Source organism: Enterococcus sp. DIV1375a, from assembly GCF_051712205.1.
GTDB lineage: Bacteria > Bacillota > Bacilli > Lactobacillales > Enterococcaceae > Enterococcus > Enterococcus faecalis.
The window spans coordinates 651,005-668,940 of the sequence record NZ_JBIOOM010000001.1 but is presented as its reverse complement, the minus strand read 5'-3'; the positions used below and the strand labels follow the sequence as shown (position 1 = coordinate 668,940).

Below are 17,936 nucleotides of genomic sequence, written 5' to 3'. Positions count from 1 at the left end.
CTAGTATACAAAAAAAGTAGTAAAGATAAAAGGTTACAATTCACCTTTTATCTTTACTACTTATGCTTTTATGCGATTCCTGCACCATTTGGCATTTCTTTTGGTGCTTCAACAATTTGAAGTTTCCCTTCTGGTGATTCAGCTGAAAGAATCATTCCTTGGCTAATTTGACCACGCATTTTTCTTGGTTTTAAGTTAGCCACAATGACTACTTTTTTGCCAATTAGCGCAGCTGGATCTGGATAAAATTCAGCAATACCTGAAAGAATTTGACGATGGTTTTCATCTCCAGCATCTAAACGGAATTGCAATAATTTATCTGCTCCTTTGACTTTTTTACAGTCAATAACTTCGGCAACTTTTAATTCCACTTTATCGAAATCATCGTACTTAATTTGTTTTTCTTTCGTTGAAACCAACGTTGTTTCTTCTGGATTCCATTTAATATCCTCTTCTGTAGCACTTTCGCTTTGGGACATTTTCTTTTGAATATACGTTACTTCTGTTTCAATTTCTAAACGTGGGAAAATAGGTGTTCCTTTACTTGTTACTGTTACGTCTGTTGGGAACTCACCAAAATGAATATTTTCCATGTTCATTGTTTCTGGATCTAAGCCTAATTGTTCGAAAATTTTCCCTGGTGTTTCTGTCATGACTGGTTGCAATAAGATTGCCACAATTCGTAAGCTTTCCGCTAAATGGATCATGACACTTTCTAATTCATTGCGTTTCTCTTCTTCTTTAGCCAATACCCAAGGCGCTGTTTCATCAATATATTTATTGGCACGAGAAACTAGCGTCCAGATTTCTGCAATGGCCGTATTAAATTCCATTTTTTCCATTGCTTCATGATATTTTCCAATAACATTAGCCGCAGTTGTCGATAGTTCACTATCAAATGGGGTAACTTTTGAAGCATAGGCTGGTACTTTGCCATCACAATATTTATTAATCATCGCAATTGTTCGATTCAACAAGTTTCCTAAGTCATTAGCTAAATCATAATTTAAGCGAGAAACGAAATCTTCTGGTGTAAAGACGCCATCACTACCAAATGGAATTGCTCGTAATAAATAGTAACGTAACGCATCTAGACCGTAGCGTTCTACTAACATTTCAGGGTAAACAACATTTCCTTTAGATTTAGACATTTTCCCGTCTTTCATCAATAACCAACCATGTCCAAAGACTTTTTTCGGTAATGGTAAATCCAAGGCCATTAACATAATTGGCCAATAAATCGTATGGAAACGCACGATTTCTTTCCCAACCATTTGCACGTTCGCAGGCCAATATTTTTGGAATAATGAATCATCTTCTGAACCATAACCTAGTGCTGTAATATAGTTTGATAACGCATCAATCCATACGTAAACCACATGTTTTGGATCATTTTTTAATGGAATTCCCCAAGAGAAAGTCGTTCTTGAAACGGCTAAATCTTCCAATCCTGGTTTGATGAAGTTATTTAGCATCTCATTTTTACGAGATTCTGGTTGAATAAATTCTGGATGTTCTTCGTAATATTGTACCAAGCGATCCGCATATTTACTCATGCGGAAGAAATAGGATTCTTCTTTAACTAATTCGACTTCGTGACCACTTGGTGCTTTCCCACCAATGACATTGCCTTCATCGTCACGATATACTTCAGCTAATTGTGTTTCAGTGAAAAATTCTTCATCAGAAACTGAATACCAACCTTCATATTCTCCAAGGTAGATATCTCCTTGTTCTACTAAACGATCAAAAATTTGTTGCACGGCTGCCATGTGATAATCATCCGTTGTCCGAATAAATTTATCATAGCTGATATCTAATGTTTTCCATAATTTTTGAACATCTGCTGCCATTTTATCAACGTACTCTTTTGGTGTCACATTCAACTCAGCAGCTTTTTTTTCAATTTTTTGGCCGTGTTCATCCACACCTGTTAAATAAAATACATCAAAACCCATTAAACGCTTGTAACGGGCCATTGCATCGCAGGCGATTGTTGTATATGAATTCCCAATATGTAACTTCCCACTTGGGTAATAAATTGGGGTGGTAATATAAAATGTTTCTTTCTGTGACATACAGAAAAAACCTCCTTTAGTCATTTTCCTAAACCCTCAGGATTTACTCCTAAACAGTATACCATAATTAGACATTATTAAACTATATTTCTTGTCGGTTTTCTCTTGAAAATGAAGAAAATGCCAGAAAGAAAAGAGAGAAACACCTGTCTATTTGACAAGTATTCCTCTCTTTTTTCGTTCATTTTTATTCTTTTGTCTCGAAACGAACGATACTATGGTGTCGTCCATAAAAGAAATAAATAGCCAAACCAATCACTACGGCTATGCCAAATACTTGCCAAGTAGCTAAAGACAATTGGAACATCAAAGCCGCGCAAACCACGATTGAAATTAATGGTAGAACCGGCACAAGTGGTACTTTAAATTCACCTGCTTGCGGTTCTCCTTTCATTGTCCGTAATTTGATAATTCCTAAAGCGAGAAACATCAGATAAAAGAGTGTCACGATATTTGTAAGTTCAGCCAACATCTCCATTGGAACAATCCCAGCAAAAACCATTGCTAAAAATCCAGCTACATAGGTTGCATTCTTAGGTGTGTGCCGCTTCTCATCGATTTTGCTCATAAACTGCGGCAATAATCCATCTTTACTAATCGCATAAATCACACGGGCTAAACTGTACATCATCGCAATCGTCACTGTTAATAAGGTTAAAATAGCACCAACTGAAATGATTGTCGCGATTGCGCCATGATTAATGAAGCGCATCGCAAAAGCCACCGGATCCTTGACCCCTAAATCCGTAAATGGAACAATCCCAGTTAAAACTAACGTAACAACAATATATAACAATGTTGAAATAATAATGGAACCAATAATCCCTTTTGGAATATCTTTTTTCGGATTCTTCACTTCCTCCGCGGCCATGCTAACCGCATCAAACCCTAGAAAGGCAAAGAAAACTAAAGCAGCACCACTGAAAACGCCTGAAAAACCATAAGGAATAAATGGTTGCCAGTTCGTTGGTTTCACATAAAAGATTCCCACGAGAACAAATAATAAAATAATCCCAAACTTCACGAAAACCATTAAGTTATTTAAACGTAACGCTGTTTTCGCTTCTAAAGATACCCAAAAAGTTACGGCTACAACGACCAACATGGCAATCAAATCAATATATGTACCATTTGTTGGATTATAAGCGCCACTTAACGCTTGCGGCAAAGAAAAACCTAAGCTATCCAAAAAGCCATGAACATAGCCTGACCAACCTGAAGCAACGGATGAAACCGCCAAGAAAAACTCACAAATAATCATCCAACCAGTCATCCAAGCTACAATTTCTCCAAAGACCACATACATGTAGGCATACGGCCCACCAATGACCGGAATACGTGATGCAAATTCTGCATAGCATAAACCAGATAAAATAATCGCGGCTGCTGCTACCAGAAATGATAAGACGAGCCCTGGACCTGCATAGCGTTCCGCTGCGACACCTGTCACAACAAAAATCCCTGTTCCTACTACAGCCCCAATTCCTAGAAAAATTAAGTCCATCGTCTTAAGATTTTTTTTCATCCCACCACTGTCATTGACAGGCACAGTGATTTCTTTTTTTCTGAAAATAGACATGTGTTTACCCCCGTAAAAAAAATAAGCGTAAATAAACTATTTACGCTTTCATATACCCTAAAAGAATACCACCTAGAATAACAAAAATGCAACCAAAAATAACATAAAACATTTCTTTTTTTGATTTTCTTTCGCCTAAAAGGAAGATGCCCCCAAGAGTCGAAATAATAATCCCCATTTGTGATAAAGAGAAGCTAATAGCTAAGCCAATTTCACGCATTGTTAATAACATACAAATATTTCCTAAGCCCCAAAGCAGACCCGTCGTCATATTCATCCAAACAAAACGATCAACTTTGACTTTTTTGAAGGCAAAGAAACTAGCCCCCACTAACATACCAATACTTTGTGGCAAAATAATTCCCCACGGATCTAAACCAGTGGCATTAATAATGATGGTATAGACGCCATACCCAACTGTTGAGAAAATCAAGGCCCGAATCCCTTTATTAAAATCTAACATACTGTTTGAGGTTTTCGGTTGACTGTCATCATCTTGTCGAGCTGTTAAATACACCCCAAAAACTAAAAAGGCCAAAGCGATAAAGCCCACAACAAAGTCTTTTGTTTTTGTCCATTCATGGAAAAAAACAGCCCCTGCAACGGTATTAACAACTAACTGCATCCCAGTTGAAATTGGTAAGCCAACTGAAACGCCCATATATTTCATGCTATGAAATTGTTGATTCTGTCCCAAACTCCAGAATAAACCAGATATAAATCCAACAATTAATGTGGCTGTCGTCAACGTAGGCTGGATGACAAAAAAGACAACAATTGAAAATAGTAATGCGCCGATTGTCATACCTAACGTTTGTTGATTGGCGCTTCCACCAATTTTACCGCTGACTAAACCAATACTGCCCCACGCAATCATGGGCACTAAAGCGATAAGTAAACTCATAATATTCTCCTAACAAATTTATTTCATTTCATTCTAACAATAAAAACGTTTTCTAAACAACTAAGAAGAGTAAGAGAAGTTAGCAAGAAAGTTTTAATAAATAAAAAAAGGCCTATCACCTCTTTAATTTGCTGATAGACCTACTTTTTATTTCACTTCATTATAATAACTGAGGGAAGGGAAAAACAATGTCATCGTCGTACCTTGCCCTTCTGTCGATTCGACTGTTAAATCATGACCTAACTTTTTCGCTAAGCTATGGGCCAAATACAGGCCAAGACCAGTCGAATGCTGTTCGCTTTTTCGCCCGTTTTCACCAGTAAATCCTTTATCGAAAATGCGTCGTTGATCTTGTGTCGGAATGCCAATCCCAGAATCTTTTAAAGATAAATAAATACCTTGTTTATTTTTGGAAATTAGGACCGTAATCGTGCCGCCTTCTGGCGTATACTTGACTGCATTACTTAATAATTGGCGGAAAATAAAAATGACCCATTTTCGGTCGGTTAAAACCGCTTCATCTTCCCCTTCAATTGAGAATTGCAATCTTTTTTGGATAAAATAATTTGCTTGCGTACGAACAACAGATTGCACAATTTCTTTTAAAGAATATTCTTGGAGTAAATAATCTCGAGAAAAGCTGTCCAGTCTAGCATAATATAGGACTTGCTCGACATATTCATCAATTTTACCTAACTCATTTTCCAATAGATAATATTTTTTCTCTGGAATATCATCTTCGACAGATTGTACCAGTAACGTGATAGCCGCTAGGGGGACTTTGATTTCATGAACCCAAGAGTCAATGTAATCTTTTTGGTCCTGTTGGTTGTTAATTGCTTGCTGCATGGTTTGTTGGTGCTCTTGCAATAAACCGTTAATATACGTTTGGACAAGTAGTTCTTCTTCTTTTTCTGCTGTATTCAAATATTCTTGTAAAGAAGGCGGCTCTTTTTCCGTTGCCAACGAAAGCCACCACTTACGTTTTAAATAATAATCAATTGTTAAAAATAGCGATAAAAAAACACTTTGCAGTAAAAAGATATAGCCAACCACTGTCCAATCTAAGCGGACATTAGGAGCCAACCATAAAATAAAACAAGTTAAGAACAGAAAAAATAACCAACCAATTAGTAATAACCAGCGATCTTTTAAATACTTTAGAATGGTCATTGTCTACTCCTATCTAGGGCACCATATAACCGACGCCCACTTTGGTTTCAATATAGCCAGCAATCCCTGCTTGCTCAATTTTTTTTCGTAAACGATTGATATTTACCGTCAACGTATTGTCATCCACAAAACGTTCATCGTCCCATAAAGCGCGCAATAGTTTTTCACGTGTTAAAATTTTTCCGTGCTTTTTCATTAAAAGATACAGTAATCGGTATTCATTTTTACTTAAATCGATCATTTCACCTCTGATTTCCATTCGTCCATTGTCCACATTTAAAGTAATGCCATTATGTGAAAGCACTTCACTATCCGTATCGGAATAGTTATAAGAGCGACGCAACAAAGCATTGATTTTAGCAATTAAAACATCTATCTGGAACGGTTTTGTGACAAAATCATCCGCGCCCATGTTCATCGCCATAATCATATCCATATTGGTACTACGACTCGAAATAAAAATAATTGGTACTTTAGAAACTTCACGAATTTTTTGACACCAATAGTACCCATCGTACACAGGTAAATTAATATCCATCAAAACTAATTGGGGATTCTCCTCTTGAAAATCATCCAATACATCATTAAAATCGGTTGTTCCAATCGTTTCAAATTGCCATTTTTGTAATTCCTCGCTAATTAATTCTCGAATGGTTGTTTCATCTTCGACAATCATGATTTTAGCCATGCAATCCCACCTCTTTTATTTCTAAATTTTCATCTTTCTTATCCTAACAAACTTCATTCTTTTTGGATATAGGACTTTATGATGATTTTTACACTATTTCAAAAATAGGCGCTAATAATTCCCATTCTGATAACATGATGAATTTGCCAACGAAAGCAAAAATACCATCTAATAATAACACAGACATATTAATTCCTAATACAATAGAAGCTTTTTCGACAATTGGCATGGACTTTTTATTTTTCAAAATAAGATATAAAACAAAGTTCGTTCCATAAGTAAAAACTGTTAACAACACAATTAACTCAATCATTTTACCACTTCCTATTTTGGACTTTTCATTTTTCCTTCAATAATTTACTACTCTTAATTATAGCATAATCTTATAAAAAAATCGGCAGAGTCCTAACCATTAAGTAAACAACAAAATAGAAGTAGCCTCTTTGGAACTCGCAAGAATCGAGCCTTTTTTAAGAGTTGAAAGTCTTGATCCTTAAAAGACAAGTCCTTCAACTCTAATATGTTCCATGTATTGGAATTGATACCAACGTAACGAAGTGTAGTCGATCAGACAACCTCAGTTTTTCTAATGATTATATTTGTCATACACTTCTTTTAACTGGTTTAAATCTATTTTTTTCATTTGGTACAATTTTTTGGTCACTTCATTTGCTCTAGCTGGATTTGAGTCAGATAAATAACGTTTCAGTTCAGGATTGCCTGTTTGCCAACTGACCCCAAATTGATCTTCCATCCAGCCACACGGCCATTCTTTCCCTTTAGCAGTCACTTGTTGCCATAGCCGATCTATTTCCTCCTGATTTTCACAATCAATATAAATGGAGAAGGCCATGGTAAAATCAAAATCACGTTTATCTCGTGCATCCATTACTCGAAACGGTTGCTCCTGTAATGTGAAAAGTGCTTGCGCAATGTTCCCATCTTCATATTCAACTTTTTCAATTATTTCGCCTGGACCGAAAATCGCCAACCATTCTGATAGAGCTTTGGCTGCTTCGCCATATCTTTCATTAGCAAACATAAAGGTTGGTACAATTGTTTGTTCTTTTCCTGAAAAAGACACTTGCCAAGAGACACCAAATTTGTCCACTACCCAACCATATAAAGGACTAAAAGGATATTCCCCAAAAGGCATCAATATCTGTCCGTCTGCTGTTAAATTTTTCCACAACGTTTCTGTTTGTGATAATGTTTTACATTCAACAAAAAATGAACTAGCTGGCGTAAAGGAAAATTCTGGTCCGCCATTTAAACCAATGATTGTTTGGTTCGCCAAGGTAAATTCAATGGTCATTAATGATGTTCCATGAGGTTGATGCTCCTCATTAACGTAGTTCGTTTTACTTAGAATCGCACCTTTTTCAAAGATTGTTGTATAGAAGTTAGCAGCTTCTTCCGCTTGTGTGTCAAACCATAAACAAGGTGAAAATTTAGGCATTGTGGTTCCCTCCTTCGTTTTCTTTAGTGTAGTCAAAGATTGATAAATAAACAAAGAGAACGTTTTAGTATTTATTCATTTCCGTCTGATAGAATCGATAAATTGCTTGTTTTACTTCTTGAAGCAAGGAGGATTTTAAATGTCCCCGTGTCAAAAAATAAAAGGAACGCCAATACTTTTCACCTAACGTTTGGAAAGGAATTTTTTCAGTAATCGCCTTTCTTGAAAGCAACGATTGCCCCATGCCCAATTCCAACATTTTAACAATCATTTCATTATTTTTAACCGTCATGAGTGTTGGGCTTTGATTACTTTCTTCTAAATACTGTTGGGTATAATGAAAGACCCCAGAATCCTTTTCACGTACCAACCAATTCTGATTGGCAGGGTCCCCAGCTAAAACCAATTGATCCTGAATAATTTCTTCACGAGAGGCGCCTTTCGTAATTAATGGTTTTTCGATAAAGCCAAAATCAACTTGATGTTTTTCAACTTTTTCCACTACTTCTTCTGAATTGTTCATTTCTAAAACAAAATTGATTGTTGCATACTGTGTCTGTAAATGCTGCATCAGTTGCGGCAAATAATAAACTGCAAAAGTATTAGACGCAGCAATTCGGCAAGTTTCTTTAGGTAATCTCGCCTGATGAAGAGCTGTTAATGTTTCTTGCCAATCATCAGCTAAATTTAGCAAACGATTATACAAGACTTCTGCTTGCCTAGTAGGGACTACATCTTGTCGACCATTTCTTAAAAACAATGAACAGCCTAATTCTTCTTCTAATTGTTTGATTTGATTAGAAACGGCTGGTTGTGAGATATATAAGCAGGTAGCTGCTTTGGAAAAGTTCATTTGCTCATATACAATTTGAAACGTCTTTAATAATTTAAACATAGGTATCCTTTCGATAACTTTCTATTATAAATATTATTTTAACTATTTATTTCTCAAATGTAAAAAATTTCGTTATACTGGAAGTAATGAACAAGAAAGAGAGATTTTTTCAATGAAAAATTCAGAAAATGATTATATCCAATCTTTATTCCAAATTCTTCCCGGCTTGCTAACAGCTTTCCTTGTCGCCTGCCTTAGCAAGTTTCTTGCCATCTGGTTACCTAGCTTAGGCGCCGCAACGATAGCTATTTTACTAGGAATCTTTTTGGGAAATACCTTTGTTCGCGGTGCCAATTTAAATCGCGGAACCAAAGTAGCCGAAAGTAAATTACTAGAATTTTCTGTTGTTTTATTGGGAACCACCGTGACCTTTCAAACGATTGCCCAAATTGGCTTACAAGGTGTCGCATTTATTCTCATTCAAATGTCGCTGACCATTATTTTTGCCTATTTGATCGGTAAAAAACTGGCTTTTTCTGATAATATGTCTTTATTGATGGCTGGTGGTAATGCCGTTTGTGGGTCTTCTGCTATTGCTTCGATTGCTCCAGCAATTCAAGCAGACGAGGAAGAAAAAGGCCAAATTATTACTTTAGTAAACTTATTAGGAACCGTTTTAATGTTGACCTTACCCATTTTAAGTGGGATTCTCTATGGTACCAATTTGTTGGCTCGTAGCGCACTAATCGGAGGGACTTTACAATCAGTTGGTCAGGTTGTCGCCAGTGCCAATATGGTCAATGAGAACGCAGTTCAACTTGCGATGCTCTTTAAAATTATGCGGATTGTCCTACTCGTAGCAGTTGTCTATTTATTTGGACGTTTCAAGCAAAGTAAGACGGCAAAATCAGAGGCTGAGTTGGTAGAAGTCACCAAAAAAAGTAGTGCCCTACCTTGGTATGTAGTTGGCTTTTTCATTGCCTGTGTCTTTAATAGTTTGATTCATTTCCCCGTCGTAATCAGTGAGACTGCTCATTTCTTTAGTTCTTGGTTTGAAATTACTGCCTTGGCAGCAATCGGGTTACGACTCGATTTTAAAAAGTTTTTCCAAGAAGGCAAACGTTTCTTAATCTATGGTTTATCAGTAGGAACTGTTCAAGTCGTCCTAGCCATTTTGTTGTTGGCACTGTTACAGTTCTAATAAAAAAGTTTGACGTTAACACGTCAAACTTTTTTATTTCAGCTTATTCATGCTATTATGAATAAGGTTTTATTAACTTAAAGGAGTTTTTCGATGTTATTTAGTATTAAAAAAAGCGAATGGTTAGGCAATGAACGAAATGATCTCTTTGCCGGTCTCGTTTCTTCTGTCGCCATTTTACCAGAAGTAATCGGGTTTGCGATTATTGCTGGTGTTCACCCGCTTTCTGCAGTGTTTGCTTCAGCTGTTACTTTACTTGTGATTACTTTTACGGGCGGCCGTCCGGCAATGGTCTCGGCGTCTGCTGGTTCAATGGCCTTAGTCCTTGCAGGCTTAATTCAAGCACACGGTTTGTCATACATGCTTGCTGCGACTATTTTAACAGGCTTTCTACAATTTATTTTAGGTTATTTAGGTATCCATAAATTAATGCGCTTTATTCCCAAGACAGTGATGTACGGATTCGTCAATGCGTTAGCCATTTTAATTTTCATGGCGCAAGTACAACAATTGCCTCATCAAACACTGTGGTCCTACGGTATGATTATCTGTAGTATCTTACTTATTTATCTATTACCTAAGTTTATTACAATTGTGCCTCCTGCTTTAATTGTTATTTTATTCATGACTATCCTGTCCTATTTTTTAAAAGGTCATTTGCAAACGGTAGGTGATCTTGGTGAAATGAGTCAGTTTCATCCAGCGATCCGTTGGCCTAATGTACCCGTCAACTTAGAAACGTTGTGTATTATTTTACCTAGCTCTGTTGCCTTAGCAATGGTCGGGTTAATTGAATCTTTATTGACGATCCCCATTGTGGACAAAATGACAGCGAGCCAAAGTGATAGCCAACGAGAAGTTAAGGCGCAAGGATTCGCTAATATAATTACCGGCTTTTTGGGTGGCCAAGCCGGCTGTGCGATGATCGGGCAAGCGGTCATTAATGTTAAATCTGGAGGACGAAAACGGCTTTCTACTTTGATTTCAGGTATTACCCTCCTTCTATTCATTTTTGTTTTTAAATCCGTGATGGTAGCCATTCCTACAGCTGCATTGATTGGGATCATGATGACAGTGGCAGTCGACACCTTTGATTGGGAAAGTTTACAGCTTTTCCGAACTTTTGAAATTACTGAAATTGTTATTTTACTCGTGACAGTGGGTGTGATCGTCTATACGCATAATTTAGCGATTGGAATTATTCTAGGTGTTCTTTTAAGTGGTCTTCTTTATCATTTTTTCAAAAAAGAACCAAAAAAAAGTTGCTAGCTTTAGCAACTTTTTTTATTTTTCCCAATATTTCTTCAACGCTTCTTTTTCTATTTTCTTAATGAACGCATCTTTGCCATCCATATATTTATCAATGCTATCGGGGTGTGCTTGGGCCAATTGCTTTTTTAGTGTACCATAGGTTGTAACAATTGCCGGATTTTCTCGTAAATAATTTCGAAAAGCAAGATGGCGCAAAATTTCTTGCGTATTGTCAAACTGATAAATATGCACATGATGTGTTCTTTTTATCGGGCCTTTTCGTAAATAACGACGTCCTGATAGCCCAAATTCCCCCATATATTCATAACCGATTCTTTCAAATTCCCATTGTAACAGGTCTACTTTTTCAATTTCTTCAACAATGACCAAAAAATCAATAATTGGTTTGGCTGCTAAATTAGGCACAGATGTGCTACCGATATGTTCAACTTTAAGACAATTTTCCTTTAGAATCTGTTTCAACGCTTGGGCTTCTTCTTCAAACTGTTCCACCCAGGCTGGTTGGTATTCAGTAACGATTACCCGCATGATTTCTTCCCTCTTTTCTATATCCGTTTCATATGTAAAATAGGAAACGGATTTCCTTGAGGATCTTCCTTTGATTCACCAATTACTTGAAACCCTTGAGATTGATAGAACTTCACAGCCCCTTCATTTTGTTTATTGGCATCAACAAAGACAATTGATTCTTGCTCTATTAACTTTTGGATAATTTCTCCACCATAGCCTTTACGAAAATAGACCGGGTCAATAAATAACATTTCCAACGTTTGTTGATTTGTTCCACTAAAGCCCACACATTTCTGTTCTTCATTTAACCACATACTTAATTGAACTTGTTGAAAATAATCAGGTAAAACCACTTCGATTTTATCAATATCTGCCTGACTCAAAAACAAATGGGTAGCTTCTACTGAAGAACGCCATAGAGAAATTAATTGAGGATAATCAGTTTTTTTTACTTCTTTTTGGTTCAGCATTTTTAATTCCTCCCTATCTAATAAACAAAGTATACCACATTTTGTCTCTCTCAATTCCATAAAAAATAGTCAAATCAACCGTGTTTTTTCTGTCGATTTGACTGTCTCTCTCTATTAACTCTGATGGCTAAACAAGTAAACTAATCAAAGCCACGATAGCTAAACCGCCTTGTGTTAAAATGATTTTTTTATCACTAGTTAAGCTACCGTACGCCGCCACTAAAATAATATAAATCAATAAAAATTTTGTCATCTCCATCGTTGCTTGCGCAAAATAGACACTATAAATAAGTCCTGCACCGATTAGTCCATTATAGATTCCTTGATTTTTAAACAATGTAGTCACTGATTTTCTTTGTAACTCTTGCTTATCCATTTTAAAAACACGGCTTGTTGTCTCAGATGTTGGTACAATCGTTTCTAAATACATAATGTAGAAAAATTCTACAGCCACCAAGGTTACTAAAATTGTTGAAATTAATGTCATCTGCTCCCTCCTCCCATTCCTTTGAACGAAGTAATTTTATGTAATTTTTGCTATGATGTAAATAGATATGCCTAGCCTTAACGAAAGGAAGAAACCTATGACTTTTCAAGAAACTATTAGCGCCTATATCCAAGAACGTTATCAGATAACGCCCGATTTTCCTTTTAAAAAACATCCAGACTATCTCGTCTTTCGTCATCCTAGAAATGCGAAATGGTTTGCTTTAATTATGCCACTGGATGCACAACTGCTCGGCGCTACCGAGAATAAGCAGCTCACTATTTTAACCGTTAAACTTGCGCCTGAATTGATTGCCTTATTAAAGAACCAACCTGGCTATTTTCCTGCCTATCATATGAATAAAGAACATTGGTTAAGTCTTTCTGAAGAAATTCCGCTCTCACAAGTTTTTTCATTTATAGATGAAAGTTACCAACGGAGTTATTAAAAAAACACCCTACTCAAGGAGTAGGGTGTGAAAGATTATTTAAGCTTATTTGCTTAAAGCGTCTTTTGCTTGTTCAGCTAACGCTGTAAATGCTGCTGCATCGTTAACGGCTAAGTCAGCTAACATTTTGCGGTTGATATCAATCTCTGCCAATTTCAAACCGTGCATTAATTTAGAATAGCTTAAGCCATTCATGCGAGCTGCCGCGTTGATACGTGCAATCCATAATTTACGGAAGTCACGTTTCTTTTGACGACGGTCTCTGAATGCATAGTAATAAGAGTTCATTACTTGTTCTTTTGCTGATTTAAATAAAGTATGTTTTGATCCGTAGTAGCCTTTCGCTAACTTAAGGACTTTTTTACGACGTTTACGGGTTACTGTTCCACCTTTAACACGTGCCATGTTGAATTCCTCCTAATATCTTGTTTCTCTTGACGGTAATCTAAAAGTCACCGAGTTGTTTTATTTCATTCTTGCTAATTGTTGGCGGATACGTTTGTAATCGCCTTTTGCAACCATGCTTGCTTTACGCAATTGACGGCGTTGTTTTTTAGTTTTACCGTGGAAACGGTGAGATGTAAAGGCACGGCCACGTTTTAAGCCGCCTCCACCAGTACGTTTTACACGTTTTGCTAATCCGCGGTGTGTTTTTTGTTTTGCCATGACTAATTTTCCTCCTCAAAATCTTTGCTTCAAGTGAAAGACTCTAACAGTCACAACTGTCGAATATCCTTCTTGTAGAAATTACCAAAAGTCCGAATGCTCGGTCTCTTCGTTTACTTGTCGTTTTTCGGTGCCAGCGTTAGAAACATGCTGCGTCCGTCCATTTTCGCTTTTTGTTCCACTGTGGCGATGTCCGCAGTTTCTTCAGCTAAGCGATCAAGAACTTTCTGACCAATCTCTTTATGGGTAATGGCACGGCCTTTGAAACGGATAGAAGCTTTCACTTTGTCTCCTTTTTCTAAGAACTTACGCGCATTACGAAGTTTTGTATTGAAGTCATTTACGTCAATTGTTGGACTTAAACGAACTTCTTTGACGTTGATCACTTTTTGTTTCTTGCGAGCTTCACGCTCTTTCTTTTGTTGTTCGAAACGGAATTTTCCATAATCCATAATTCGCGCAACTGGTGGTTTCGCTCCTGGCGCTACAAGTACTAAATCCAAGTTTGCAGATTCAGCGATTTGTAATGCTTCTGCTTTGGTTTTTACACCTAATTGTTCACCATCTTGTCCGATCAAACGTAACTCGCGTGCACGAATGCCGTCGTTAACCATCATATCCTTTGCTATGGTCATTCACCTCCAAAATTTTTAAGAGAAAATCCTAACGGAAGTCTGCTTTGTTTGCTAAATGCAATAAAAAAACAGGTTCCTATCCAGAACCCGCCAACAGTCTGCCTTACTTAAAAAATAAGGAATACTTTATCTAGCCCAGCGATATACTCAACTAAGGCGAGAAGCGGGTGCTTCTGCTTTCATTTCTCAACTTCACTAGTTTACCTTAGTTTATCCTAGTTGTCAATATATTTCCTCAAAAAAAACGAATCTAGCACTAGATTCGTTTGAATTCGTATTTTGATCATTAATAATTAGTGGACTGTCTCAATGTGACTTCCTAGAAACAAATGGTTCAACACATGGTGTACATTTTCTATCCCCTAGGCGATCCCTGTAGTCCCTACAGTTCTTCTATTTATAAGGTTTCTCGTTTAGACAAGCCACGTTCTAAGATTTTTTGGCTTCTAAGATACTCTGAATTTTCTGTACTTTCAGAAAAAGACAACTCTGTTTCTATCTCCTCTGACTCAATACAAATGAGTTCTTTGCCATACCATTGTGCTTTATACAACAGTTTAGCTAAAAATAAAGACCAAGCCAGTTCAGAACGATCATGTTTTGGTGGCCGCTCACTACTGTGATGGGCTTTTTCAATACAAATAACATCGTAACTTGAAACCAATTCCGTTGTAATTTTGTTTAAAATATCCGTTCGTTGGTTGGCTATTTTTTCGCGAATTTTTGCGACTTTTATTTTTTGTTTTTGATAATTTTTTGCTTGCGAAAGATCAACACCTTTTTCTAAAGCAATCATTTTACGCTTGTTTAATTTTCGTTCTTCTTGACGTAGTTTTTGCTTTAAATGCTTTGAACAATAGCTTTTTTCGAAGCTTTCACCATTCGAAAGCAGCGCAAATTTTTCCCTACTGCTACAAATTCCCACCATTTTTTGTTGCTTTGTTTTCGTTTCAATCGGTGCTTCACACAAAATGGAAACATAATAATTGTGACTCGCACTCATAGAAATAGTTACAGATTTTATCTCCCCCAGCGGTTGGCGGTGTACCTTCATTTTAATTAAAGATTTCAATTTAGGTACTTTCAAATAACGATTATCCAAAATTTTGACCGTGCCATGTTGATTGTTCGTAGTGTAGGAATGCACCGTTTCTTTCTTTTTCTTTTTTGGAAAGCCCATCCCTTTTTCCCGATAAAAATTTTTAAAGGCTCGATCCAAATAAACTTGTGCATTTGCCAAGGCTAAACTATCAACTTCTCTGAGGACAGGGTATTGTTTCTTATATTTAGCTGGCGTTGGCATTTTAAACGTTTGTTGAGGATTTTTTCGCATCTCTTTGTAGATATCAATCCGGTCTTGTAACATTAAATTATACACCAAGCGAACACAAGAAAATGTTTTTTGAATAAACTCTTCTTGTTTTGAGGTTGGATAAAGTCTGTATTTATAAGCTTTCAGAGCCTTCATCTCATAACCACCCTACCAAGATAGTTAGAAAAGAAGCTGGTTATAAACCAGCTTTTCTTTTCTTCTCTTCAATTTTTTCACGGTACATTGCAACTTCGTCTTCAGCACAATAAACATAGTGTCCATTGAGAATTTCACGGAGCTCACGATCTTTCCCATCTGCCGCTGCAGGCTGGTAAACGATCCGTTTACGTGTGCGTTCATAGTCTGGATCTGGTAATGGAATCGCAGAAAGTAAACTTTCTGTATAAGGATGAACACCGAAATTATAGACATCATCACTTGTGCCCATTTCCAATAATTTCCCACTGTGCATTACGCCAATTCGGTCACTGATATGTTTTACCATCGATAAGTCATGTGCGATAAACAAGTAAGTTAAGCCTTGTTCTTTTTGTAAATCTTGTAATAAGTTTACTACTTGGGCTTGAATCGACACATCCAAAGCCGAAATTGGCTCATCACAGATAATAAAACGTGGATTAACCGCTAAAGCACGAGCAATCCCAATCCGTTGACGTTGCCCCCCAGAAAACTCATGAGGATAACGCGTACTGTGACTTGGATTTAAGCCCACCGTTTTTAAAAGTTCATTGACTTTTTCTTCCCGCTCTTTTGGTGTTTTAGCTAATCCATTGACATCGATTCCTTCAGCAATAATATCATTGACTTTCATTCTTGGATTCAATGAAGCATATGGATCTTGGAAGATCATTTGAACATCGCGGCGGAATGCTTGCATGTCCGCTTTTGATTTAATTTTGCTAATGTCTTTTCCATCGAAAAGAATTTCACCAGCAGTTGGATCATATAAACGAATGACACTGCGACCAGTTGTTGATTTTCCACTTCCTGATTCGCCAACTAATCCAAAGGTTTCGCCTTCAAAAATATGAAAACTAATGTCATCAATGGCTTTTACTTCGTCTTTACGACCAACATTGAAATACTGTTTCAAACCAGTGACTTCTAATAGGACTTTTTTCTCTTCTGCCATTAATTACTACCTCCTGGATTTTTTTGACGCTCTGCATAAATTGCCCAACGACGAACAATCTCTGCTGGAGGCGTAACTTTTGGTGCTTGTGGTGCTAATAACCACGTTGCTGCTTTGTGGGTTGGTGATACTTCAAAATAAGGTGGTTCTTTTTCTGTATCAATTTTTAAAGCAAACTCATTCCGTGGATAGAAGGCATCTCCAGTTGGTGGATCTAATAAATCTGGAGGTGAACCTGGAATCGCATAAAGTTTGTCTTCTGTTCCTTCCATCGTTGGCATTGACCCTAAAAGTCCCCAAGTATATGGATGTTGTGGATTATAGAAAATTTCTTCTGCTGTTCCCACTTCAACCAGACGTCCACCGTACATGACAGCGACACGGTCAGCCACGTTTGCTACTACCCCTAAATCATGGGTAATGAAAATAATCGAAGTGCTAATTTTTTCTTGTAAATCTTTTAATAACTCTAAAATTTGTGCTTGGATGGTTACATCCAACGCTGTAGTTGGTTCATCTGCAATTAGAACTTCTGGATAACAAATTAAAGCAATTGCAATGACAATCCGTTGACGTTGTCCACCAGAAAATTGGTGCGGATAGTTTTTCAAACGTTTTTCAGCATTAGGAATGCCGACTAATTTTAGTAATTCTAATGCTTGCGCTAAGCCTTCTTTTTTTGAGACTTTATTATGTTTGATTAATGATTCCGCCACTTGTTTGCCAATTGGCATCGTTGGGTCTAATGAAGTCATCGGATCTTGGAAAATCATTGCGATTTCTTTACCACGAATGGCTTGCATTTGTTTTTCTGTTTTATGAACAATATCTTGTCCTTTAAACAAAATTTCCCCGTTATCAATATTGGCATTACTGCTCAACAAACGCATAATACTGCGGGTTGTAACAGATTTACCACTCCCTGATTCACCTACGATGGCTAACGTTTCACCTTTATAAAGATCAAAACTCACACCACGAATGGCGTTGACTTTACCTGCAAATGTATCAAAGGAGATTCTTAAGTCTTTAACTTCTAATACTTTTTCCATAGTCATTCACCACT

20 protein-coding genes and 1 other annotated feature are annotated in these 17,936 nt (G+C 36.9%); of the genes, 3 read left to right on the top strand and 17 right to left on the bottom strand.

Annotated features, from left to right (window positions below):
• Window positions 1-68 precede the first annotated feature (68 nt).
• From metG to IGJ63_RS03210, 8 genes are all read right to left on the bottom strand, one after another.
• A complete protein-coding gene (gene metG, locus IGJ63_RS03245) occupies window positions 69-2,078 on the bottom strand; it encodes a methionine--tRNA ligase (protein WP_002355813.1) in 2,010 nt (669 codons plus the stop codon).
• Between the two features lie 187 nt (window positions 2,079-2,265).
• Window positions 2,266-3,657, bottom strand: a complete 1,392-nt coding sequence (locus IGJ63_RS03240; RefSeq protein WP_002355812.1) for an amino acid permease — start codon at window positions 3,655-3,657, stop codon at window positions 2,266-2,268.
• 40 nt (window positions 3,658-3,697) lie between these two features.
• A complete protein-coding gene (locus tag IGJ63_RS03235) occupies window positions 3,698-4,561 on the bottom strand; it encodes a GRP family sugar transporter (protein WP_002355811.1) in 864 nt (287 codons plus the stop codon).
• 147 nt (window positions 4,562-4,708) lie between these two features.
• Window positions 4,709-5,734, bottom strand: a complete 1,026-nt coding sequence (gene sapS / locus IGJ63_RS03230) for a two-component system sensor histidine kinase SapS (RefSeq protein WP_002361370.1) — start codon at window positions 5,732-5,734, stop codon at window positions 4,709-4,711.
• Window positions 5,735-5,747: 13 nt separating this feature from the next.
• On the bottom strand, window positions 5,748-6,422 hold the full coding sequence (gene sapR / locus IGJ63_RS03225) for a two-component system response regulator SapR (RefSeq protein WP_002358841.1): 675 nt from the start codon (window positions 6,420-6,422) through the stop codon (window positions 5,748-5,750).
• Window positions 6,423-6,510: 88 nt separating this feature from the next.
• Window positions 6,511-6,735, bottom strand: a complete 225-nt coding sequence (locus IGJ63_RS03220; RefSeq protein WP_002355808.1) for a hypothetical protein — start codon at window positions 6,733-6,735, stop codon at window positions 6,511-6,513.
• Between the two features lie 273 nt (window positions 6,736-7,008).
• Window positions 7,009-7,881: a VOC family protein gene (locus IGJ63_RS03215; protein ID WP_010826431.1), complete on the bottom strand. Its 873-nt coding sequence runs from the start codon at window positions 7,879-7,881 to the stop codon at window positions 7,009-7,011.
• A gap of 64 nt (window positions 7,882-7,945) precedes the next feature.
• Window positions 7,946-8,776 (bottom strand): LysR family transcriptional regulator, encoded by an 831-nt coding sequence (locus IGJ63_RS03210; protein ID WP_002358839.1) that lies wholly within the window; start codon window positions 8,774-8,776, stop codon window positions 7,946-7,948.
• Between the two features lie 112 nt (window positions 8,777-8,888).
• Between IGJ63_RS03210 and IGJ63_RS03205 the strand changes: the two genes are divergently transcribed.
• Window positions 8,889-9,917 carry a YeiH family protein gene (locus IGJ63_RS03205; RefSeq protein WP_284955300.1) on the top strand — a complete coding sequence of 343 codons (1,029 nt, stop codon included), beginning with the start codon at window positions 8,889-8,891 and terminating at the stop codon, window positions 9,915-9,917.
• A 93-nt stretch (window positions 9,918-10,010) separates the two neighbouring features.
• Window positions 10,011-11,186, top strand: coding sequence for a SulP family inorganic anion transporter (locus tag IGJ63_RS03200; RefSeq protein ID WP_174090984.1), 1,176 nt, complete (start codon window positions 10,011-10,013; stop codon window positions 11,184-11,186).
• Window positions 11,187-11,201: 15 nt separating this feature from the next.
• Here the strand turns inward: IGJ63_RS03200 and IGJ63_RS03195 are convergent, their stop codons facing one another.
• The 3 genes from IGJ63_RS03195 to IGJ63_RS03185 all read right to left on the bottom strand — a co-directional run bounded on the left by IGJ63_RS03195 (window position 11,202) and on the right by IGJ63_RS03185 (window position 12,656).
• The gene (locus IGJ63_RS03195) at window positions 11,202-11,717 is read right to left on the bottom strand and encodes a GrpB family protein (RefSeq protein WP_174090985.1); all 516 of its coding nucleotides are present in this window, start codon (window positions 11,715-11,717) and stop codon (window positions 11,202-11,204) included.
• A gap of 17 nt (window positions 11,718-11,734) precedes the next feature.
• On the bottom strand, window positions 11,735-12,229 hold the full coding sequence (locus tag IGJ63_RS03190) for a GNAT family N-acetyltransferase (protein ID WP_002394917.1): 495 nt from the start codon (window positions 12,227-12,229) through the stop codon (window positions 11,735-11,737).
• A gap of 67 nt (window positions 12,230-12,296) precedes the next feature.
• The gene (locus IGJ63_RS03185) at window positions 12,297-12,656 is read right to left on the bottom strand and encodes a DUF1304 domain-containing protein (protein ID WP_002358829.1); all 360 of its coding nucleotides are present in this window, start codon (window positions 12,654-12,656) and stop codon (window positions 12,297-12,299) included.
• A gap of 67 nt (window positions 12,657-12,723) precedes the next feature.
• Between IGJ63_RS03185 and IGJ63_RS03180 the strand changes: the two genes are divergently transcribed.
• Window positions 12,724-13,104 (top strand): MmcQ/YjbR family DNA-binding protein, encoded by a 381-nt coding sequence (locus IGJ63_RS03180; RefSeq protein ID WP_002385048.1) that lies wholly within the window; start codon window positions 12,724-12,726, stop codon window positions 13,102-13,104.
• A 45-nt stretch (window positions 13,105-13,149) separates the two neighbouring features.
• On the opposite strand, the gene rplT is transcribed toward IGJ63_RS03180, so the two are convergent.
• The 6 genes from rplT to opp1D form a co-directional block, all read right to left on the bottom strand.
• Window positions 13,150-13,509, bottom strand: coding sequence for a 50S ribosomal protein L20 (rplT, locus tag IGJ63_RS03175; RefSeq protein WP_002355799.1), 360 nt, complete (start codon window positions 13,507-13,509; stop codon window positions 13,150-13,152).
• A gap of 60 nt (window positions 13,510-13,569) precedes the next feature.
• On the bottom strand, window positions 13,570-13,770 hold the full coding sequence (rpmI, locus tag IGJ63_RS03170) for a 50S ribosomal protein L35 (RefSeq protein ID WP_142959904.1): 201 nt from the start codon (window positions 13,768-13,770) through the stop codon (window positions 13,570-13,572).
• A gap of 113 nt (window positions 13,771-13,883) precedes the next feature.
• Window positions 13,884-14,405 carry a translation initiation factor IF-3 gene (infC, locus tag IGJ63_RS03165; RefSeq protein ID WP_002355797.1) on the bottom strand — a complete coding sequence of 174 codons (522 nt, stop codon included), beginning with the start codon at window positions 14,403-14,405 and terminating at the stop codon, window positions 13,884-13,886.
• Between the two features lie 54 nt (window positions 14,406-14,459).
• Window positions 14,460-14,590, bottom strand: a sequence feature (ribosomal protein L20 leader region).
• Between the two features lie 212 nt (window positions 14,591-14,802).
• Window positions 14,803-15,873, bottom strand: a complete 1,071-nt coding sequence (locus IGJ63_RS03160) for an RNA-guided endonuclease TnpB family protein (protein ID WP_033596027.1) — start codon at window positions 15,871-15,873, stop codon at window positions 14,803-14,805.
• A 40-nt stretch (window positions 15,874-15,913) separates the two neighbouring features.
• Window positions 15,914-16,870, bottom strand: coding sequence for an oligopeptide ABC transporter ATP-binding protein Opp1F (gene opp1F / locus IGJ63_RS03155; protein WP_002361357.1), 957 nt, complete (start codon window positions 16,868-16,870; stop codon window positions 15,914-15,916).
• On the bottom strand, window positions 16,870-17,928 hold the full coding sequence (gene opp1D, locus IGJ63_RS03150; protein ID WP_002355794.1) for an oligopeptide ABC transporter ATP-binding protein Opp1D: 1,059 nt from the start codon (window positions 17,926-17,928) through the stop codon (window positions 16,870-16,872). Before opp1D ends, opp1F begins: the two co-directional genes overlap by 1 nt.
• Between the last annotated feature and the right edge of the window lie 8 nt (window positions 17,929-17,936).

Bases quoted from the DNA above. Each gene is read 5' to 3' on its own strand.
- metG (WP_002355813.1), bottom strand. From the start codon at position 2,078: ATGTCACAGAAAGAAACATTTTATATTACCACCCCAATTTATTACCCA.
- IGJ63_RS03240 (WP_002355812.1), bottom strand. From the start codon at position 3,657: ATGTCTATTTTCAGAAAAAAAGAAATCACTGTGCCTGTCAATGACAGT.
- IGJ63_RS03235 (WP_002355811.1), bottom strand. From the start codon at position 4,561: ATGAGTTTACTTATCGCTTTAGTGCCCATGATTGCGTGGGGCAGTATT.
- sapS (WP_002361370.1), bottom strand. From the start codon at position 5,734: ATGACCATTCTAAAGTATTTAAAAGATCGCTGGTTATTACTAATTGGT.
- sapR (WP_002358841.1), bottom strand. From the start codon at position 6,422: ATGGCTAAAATCATGATTGTCGAAGATGAAACAACCATTCGAGAATTA.
- IGJ63_RS03220 (WP_002355808.1), bottom strand. From the start codon at position 6,735: ATGATTGAGTTAATTGTGTTGTTAACAGTTTTTACTTATGGAACGAAC.
- IGJ63_RS03215 (WP_010826431.1), bottom strand. From the start codon at position 7,881: ATGCCTAAATTTTCACCTTGTTTATGGTTTGACACACAAGCGGAAGAA.
- IGJ63_RS03210 (WP_002358839.1), bottom strand. From the start codon at position 8,776: ATGTTTAAATTATTAAAGACGTTTCAAATTGTATATGAGCAAATGAAC.
- IGJ63_RS03205 (WP_284955300.1), top strand. From the start codon at position 8,889: ATGAAAAATTCAGAAAATGATTATATCCAATCTTTATTCCAAATTCTT.
- IGJ63_RS03200 (WP_174090984.1), top strand. From the start codon at position 10,011: ATGTTATTTAGTATTAAAAAAAGCGAATGGTTAGGCAATGAACGAAAT.
- IGJ63_RS03195 (WP_174090985.1), bottom strand. From the start codon at position 11,717: ATGCGGGTAATCGTTACTGAATACCAACCAGCCTGGGTGGAACAGTTT.
- IGJ63_RS03190 (WP_002394917.1), bottom strand. From the start codon at position 12,229: ATGGAATTGAGAGAGACAAAATGTGGTATACTTTGTTTATTAGATAGG.
- IGJ63_RS03185 (WP_002358829.1), bottom strand. From the start codon at position 12,656: ATGACATTAATTTCAACAATTTTAGTAACCTTGGTGGCTGTAGAATTT.
- IGJ63_RS03180 (WP_002385048.1), top strand. From the start codon at position 12,724: ATGCCTAGCCTTAACGAAAGGAAGAAACCTATGACTTTTCAAGAAACT.
- rplT (WP_002355799.1), bottom strand. From the start codon at position 13,509: ATGGCACGTGTTAAAGGTGGAACAGTAACCCGTAAACGTCGTAAAAAA.
- rpmI (WP_142959904.1), bottom strand. From the start codon at position 13,770: ATGGCAAAACAAAAAACACACCGCGGATTAGCAAAACGTGTAAAACGT.
- infC (WP_002355797.1), bottom strand. From the start codon at position 14,405: ATGACCATAGCAAAGGATATGATGGTTAACGACGGCATTCGTGCACGC.
- IGJ63_RS03160 (WP_033596027.1), bottom strand. From the start codon at position 15,873: ATGAAGGCTCTGAAAGCTTATAAATACAGACTTTATCCAACCTCAAAA.
- opp1F (WP_002361357.1), bottom strand. From the start codon at position 16,870: ATGGCAGAAGAGAAAAAAGTCCTATTAGAAGTCACTGGTTTGAAACAG.
- opp1D (WP_002355794.1), bottom strand. From the start codon at position 17,928: ATGACTATGGAAAAAGTATTAGAAGTTAAAGACTTAAGAATCTCCTTT.